Genomic DNA, 6,216 nt, shown 5'->3' on the forward strand with positions numbered 1-6,216 from the left:
CATGAATCCGCGGGCGGCCCCTGTTCCGAGTATACGCCGCATGCTCGTACGCAAGCACCCGCCGCCGGCTTGTGCCGACGGCGGGTGCGCTGCGCACTCAGTGCCTGTCGCGAACCCTCTCCGCTACAGCGGTGAGAGGTTGCTCGAGATCGTGGCGACTTCGTCGCCGAGTACCGATATGACCTGGGCACCAGCAACCGTGCCACTGTGGTTGTAGTACTGAGTCAGATTCGACGGAGTGGTACCGGTGAAGCGCAGATGGTACTCACCGGCGGGAAGCGACAGCGAGTAATCTCCGCTCGCGTTGGTGAAGGTCGCCTTCACATACGAGTGTGTGGTCGCATTGAACGCGGTGACCACACAACGGTTCATGGGGCCGTCGTTGCTCGAGATGGTGCCCGAGATGGTCCCGTTACCCGTGTACAGCGGCGCCAGGTTGGACGAAACCTCGGTGGTTCCGCCGGCACCGACAACGACCTCGGCTGCGCCAGTGATGGTCGACGAGTGATCGTAGTACTGCGTGAGAGACGACGGGGTCATCCCGCTGAAGCGCAGGTGATACGTACCTGCGGGGATGCCAGTCATCGTGTACACGCCACCCAGGTTGGTGAACACGCCCTTGACGTAGGTGTGGGTGGTCGCGTCAAACGCCGAGACCACCATGCCGGCAAGCGGCGAGGCACCGTTGGTGATCGTGCCCGTGATCGTCTGAACGGCGACCACGGTGTAGTTCGAGGCACTTGTCGCTGTGCCGCCATTGGTCGTCACCGTGATAGCACCGGTCGTTGCTCCGACTGGTACGGTTGCCGTGATCTTCGTCGAGTTGACCACACTGAATGCCGCGGGCGTGCCGTTGAAGAGGACGTCGGTGGCGTTCGTGAAGTTCTGGCCGCTGATGGTCACGACCGAGCCGACGCCGCCCGAGGCTGGCGTGAGGCCTGTGATGATCGGTGCGGGGAAGACCTGCGAAAGGTCACTCGAGACCTCGGTGTAGCCGCTGTCATATACGGTGACCTCAGCCGCGGCGCTGATCGTGGCTGCCGCGTTGTAGTACTGCGTGAGGTTGGCCGGCGTCGTGCCAGTGAAGCGCACGTGATACGTGCCGACTGGGAGGTTCTTGAACTCGAAGTAGCCACCGCCGTTGGTGAAGACGCCCCTGACGTGCGCGTGCGTGATCGCGTCAAAGACGGACACCGTGGCGCCAGCCATCGGCTCATGCGCGGAGTCGCGCAGGACGCCATTGATGCCGTACTCCATCGGGAGCGGCGTCATCTGCATGCTTGCGGTGTAGACCTGACCGGACTCAACCGTGACTACTGCTGCGTCGCCGATCTTCTCGGCGTCGAGGTAGTACGCGTAACGACCGTACGTCGCTCCGCCCTCCTGAACGAAACGGACGTGATAGCTGCCGGGCTGAAGCCCTGCGATGACGTAGTTGCCGCCAGCATCGGTGAAGACCGAGCGGACATGCGCGTGAGTCGTTGCGTCATAGACCGAGGCGACCATGTGGTAGAGCGGATCGCCATAGTAGTCCGTGATGACACCGGCGACGTTGCACGGTCCGATGCCCAGCAGGAACGGGTTATAGAGCACGTGGTCGGAGACCGCGTTGCCGGTACCTGAAGGATTGGTCGTCGCGTTGTAGGGACCTGAAACAGTGCCCCAGTAGTTGCTCACGGCGTCGATGTCGCCGGTGAGCGTCGAGGCGTCAACGCCGTACAGCGTGTTCCCGCGGATGCTGTTCAGCCGCATGGTCGCATTGACAGACGAGCCGGCGGCCACATAAGTGCCCGTCGCGGCCCGATGGAACGTTGCACCGCGGACGAAGCCCGTGATGCTGTTGTTGGTGATCGTGTTGTTGGTGTTGAAGGGAATCTCAGTCATCCAGAACACGCCGCCGTCAGTGCTCTGAAGCAGCGCGGTGCTCTCTGAGATGTTGCTCGATGAGCGAGCAGTGGAGGTGAAGGTGTTGTTGCTGATGATGTTCGGAACTGCGGCAGTGCCGGTGGTGCTTGATCCGCGACCAAGGTAGATGCCGGAGTCCGTGTCGTTCATCGTGAACGTGTTGCCATCAACGGTCGTTCCCGCGCAACCGCCCAGGTAGATGCCCCAGTTGTTGGTGCCGGCCACCGTGTTGATGGTGTTGTTGCTGATCGAGCTGCTGCCGTTGGCGTTGTACATGTACATGCCGAGGACCCCAGGCATGCCAGATGCCTCGATGCCGTGGCCAAGCGTCAGGCTGTTGCCCGTGACGTTGATGGTCGCGTCGTAGTTGGGGTTACGGAAGTAGATGCCGGCAGACGGCCAATCGTGACCGTAGTACAGGCTGTAGTCACCACTGATGTTGGTCAGCGTGTTGTTGGTGACGTTCAGCACCAGCGGTGATCCGTTGGGTAGCGTCGGCTGGACCGAGATGCCCATGCCGACATAGCGCACCGTGTTGCCGCTGACGGTGACTGAGTTGGCACCGGAGAAGATGCCCTGCATGTAGGTCACATACTCGACAGTGTTGTTCGAGATCACATGGCCGGTCGAGGACGCGGGGAACAGGTTGACGCCGCGACGAACGATGTTGCGGATGGTCACGTTGTCCACCGTGAGGTTGTTCGACCCGGTCACGCCATCCGGTGTGTTCTGCACACCGACACGGAAGTTATGCTGGTTGAGAAGCGTTCCGCCGTTGGCGATGTTATTGGCATCACCATCGATGGTCATGTCTTTGACGGTCACACCGCTGGCCGATGCGATGAGACCTTGCTGGGAGTCCGTGCCATAGGTCAGGTTCGCCTGACCGTCATTGGCAGCCGGAGCCAGGATGGCACCCGCACGCGACTGCCCCTGGACGGTGATTGCCTTGTTGATGTTGGTGTTGGAGGCGATGTGGACACCATTGAGCAGACGAACCGTGTCGCCCGCCGTCGAGGCAGCGATCGCGTCCGAGATCGCGCCCGTCGTTGCGACATCCCAAGTGTGCCCGCTCGCGAGCGTCACTCCGGTCACCGTGACCGGCTTGCCCGAGAACTTGAATGCACCGTCGACAATTGCGCTCGACCCTGTGATGGTCAAGGCCTTGGTGACGTCGACGTCCTCCGCATAGGTGCCGGCGTCCACGAGAATCGTGTCGCCAGCCGCGGCTGCGTCGATCGCGGACTGGATGGTCGTGAAGGTCTTGCCGGCCCCAACACCATAGGACTTGGCCGTCATCCCGGCGGTGTTGAACCACGGGTTGAAGGTCACAGCACCCGAGGCCTCTTCGCCTGCGCCAGCCGGGTTGGTCACGGTGTGCAGCGGACCACTTGCTGCGTTCCACCAGTTGTTCGTCGCCGGTACAGCGATGGAGTGGTCATTCCAGATGGAGTAGAGGCAGTCTGTGAAGTCGCAGTTGGTCACGACGATCTTCGATGCATCGGCGAGCCACGTGTCGCCATCAACAAAGACCGCTTTGTCGCCGATGCGTAGGAAGTGCACACCGTTGAGCGTGATGTTCTGCTTGTTGGTGGGGTAGCCGTCGTAGCCGACAACTTGGAAACCGGTGACGCAATCACTAATGGTGTTCTCACCGATTTCGATCGTGTTCACGTTACCAGCAAAGCCCTGGCCACCGATTCCCAGCTGGGAGTCGGACAGGTTGTTGCCGCTGATGCTCGTCGTGGTTCCGGCGGTCTGGTCCCAGACGCCGATACACGCCGACGACCAGTCGAGCTCGCCAGACTGGCCGCACTGGCTGATCGCATTACCGGTCAGCGTGTAATCGCCAGCACCGAAGTTACTCATGATGCCGTAGTCAAGCTTCGTACCGAGACCAGCCCCCACGTACGAGCTGTTGGTGACGGCACCCGTGCCACCGCGCAGTTCGTATCCAACACGCTCGGTGTTGGTGACAGCGCAGCCTGAGATGTTGTTGGTGCCGCCTACCGCCATGACGGCGTAGCCGCGGTTGGCGGCGGACTTGATGTTCTTGAGCGTCACATCGGCCACTTCAGTCGTGCCCGACGCAAGCTTCGAGGACATTATTCCCGCAGCTACCAGACGGCCAGATCCGCTCTCGCCGTCAACCGTGATACCGGTGACGGTGTGGGTCTTTCCGCTTGCGGGGTTCGTGAGGACGAACGCCTGCAGCGGGTTCGAGGTCGGCGGCCCGCTGTACGCGGCGGTGTTACCCGTACCGGTCAGCGTTGACGTCGATGTGATAGCCGTAAGCGTCAGCGACTTCGCCGACGGGAAAGCGACCTGCGCCGCAGGCTCCCTGAAGTTACCATCGATGCAGACGGTGTCGCCATCTGCCGCTGCGGTCATTGCCGCTGCGATGGTGGTGTACAGCTGCGCGGTACCGACGAAGTACGTCTTCGAGGTGTTCGCGCTGGTGTTGCTCCACGGATTGAAGATGACCGTGTCCCACGCGTCATTACCCGCACCATACGGGTTCGTGGTGTCGTTGTGCGGGCCACTCGCGTCGCCCCACCAGTTGCCTGTGCCGTCAAAGACGCCGCTGCCCCAGTTGTCGGCACCCCATGCGTTGTTCGCGATGGTGTTGCCATGGGCGTGAAGTACCGTCGTATCGTTCTCAAGGATACCGATCGTGATTCCGACGTTGTTGTCGGTGATCGTGCACCCGGTCACGGTCGCCTGAGTGCCGGCGCCCCTGTAGGTGGAAGCGAAGATCGCCGCCGAGGGAGAGAGGTCTACCTCGGCAGTTCCCCCGCAATTTGTGATCGTTGAGTCCGAAACGGTGGCCACGCCACCGGCGCCGACCTCGACTGCATAGTCGAGCCAGTCGCCGACACCCTTGCCGGTGTAGGTGTTGCGCGTATACGTGCCGGTGGTGCCCGCGCCGTAGTAGACGACGCCGATGCGACCGATGTTGTCGAAGGTGGAGTCGGAGACATCAACCGCTCCGACGCCGCCGGATGCGACGACGGCTGCGCCGGCATATGAGGATGCGGGGCCATAGGTCATCGCGGTGAATCGCGCGTCATCGATGGTTCCCGTACCAAGGTGCCGTATGCCCTGGCTGATCATGTAACCGTTGCCGTCGAGAGTCGCGCCGCTCAGGTCGAATGCGACCCCCTGCTGCACGAACCACCAGCCGCGGGCATCTCCGCTCGCGCCTGTGTCGGCACCGGCCTTGATCACCGTTGCGGACTTACCCGCACCGACGATTGCCAGATTCTTGTCGACGACGATCTGGCCTGTCTCGACATAACTGCCGGACGCGACCTGGATTGTATCGCCGGCCGAAGCCGCTGCTATGGCGGCTTGGATGGTGCCGTAGTCCGCCGGCACCGCGATTGTCGCTGCGAATGCAGCCTGAGCGCCTGCAAGCACGATCACTACTGCAAGCATGGCTAGTAACAGCGCGCGAATACGAGAGCTCATCACGGCTTCCCTTCTCTGGCCTCCTCGGCGGACCCATTTAGGCCCGTTCCCCCCGAGGCATCCTCCCCTGAAGATGTCTAGAGACTATACCCACCTAGTGACATTTTCGAGCGCAGGCTCGCCAACGGTCACCAGATTCGGTACTCGCCGTCCCGCTCTTCGACCTCGAGCGGGATGTCGAACAGCGCGCCGAGCGACTCAGCCGTCATGAGTTCGGCTTTCGGTCCGTCCGCGACGATGCGTCCGTCACGCAGCAGCACCGCGCGGTCGATCTCGGGGACGATGTCTTCGACGTGGTGCGTCACGAGCACCAGCGATCGCCCGCCCGCCGCCAGCGTGCGCAGCGCACGCCGTACGTGGTAAGCCGCGTGCGGGTCGAGTCCGGCGCACGGCTCATCGAGCACGAGCACCGCGGGGTCGTGCACCAGCGCCCGCGCGAACAGCACGCGCCTGGCCTCTCCGGTCGAAAGCGTCGTCATCGTGCGCTCGGCAAGGTGCGCGACCTCGAGTTCGGCGAGAGCGGCCTGCGCTGCGGCTCGCTGCTCGTCGGTCACGCACGTGCGGGGCGGCACCCCGAGCGCGCCGAAGAACCCGCCGAGAACCACCTCGATAGCCGGCAGCATCACGTCTGCCTCGTCCTGAGCGCTCGCGGACACCACACCTAGGAGCCGCCTGGCCTCGCGCAGCTCGTAACGCGGCTCGCCGAGGAAGCGCACCGGCGGCGGGTCGGCCCACAGCGGCAGCACCTCTTTGGTCAGCAGCTTGATGAGCGTCGACTTGCCCGCGCCGTTGGGGCCCAAGACCACCAGCCGCTCGCCGGCGGCGATGCGGAACTCATCG

Annotated in this window: 2 protein-coding genes; both read right to left on the minus strand. The window is 62.9% G+C overall.

Going from position 1 to position 6,216, the window contains the following annotated elements; genetic code table 11:
* Positions 1 to 123: 123 nt before the first annotated feature.
* A complete protein-coding gene (locus tag HGB10_11705; protein NTU72467.1) occupies positions 124 to 5,376 on the minus strand; it encodes a hypothetical protein in 5,253 nt (1,750 codons plus the stop codon).
* A 128-nt stretch (positions 5,377 to 5,504) separates the two neighbouring features.
* The coding region (locus HGB10_11710) for an ATP-binding cassette domain-containing protein (GenBank protein NTU72468.1) at positions 5,505 to 6,216 on the minus strand (712 nt) is incomplete at its 5' end.

The organism is Coriobacteriia bacterium (genome assembly GCA_013334745.1).
GTDB lineage: Bacteria > Actinomycetota > Coriobacteriia > Anaerosomatales > JAAXUF01 > JAAXWY01.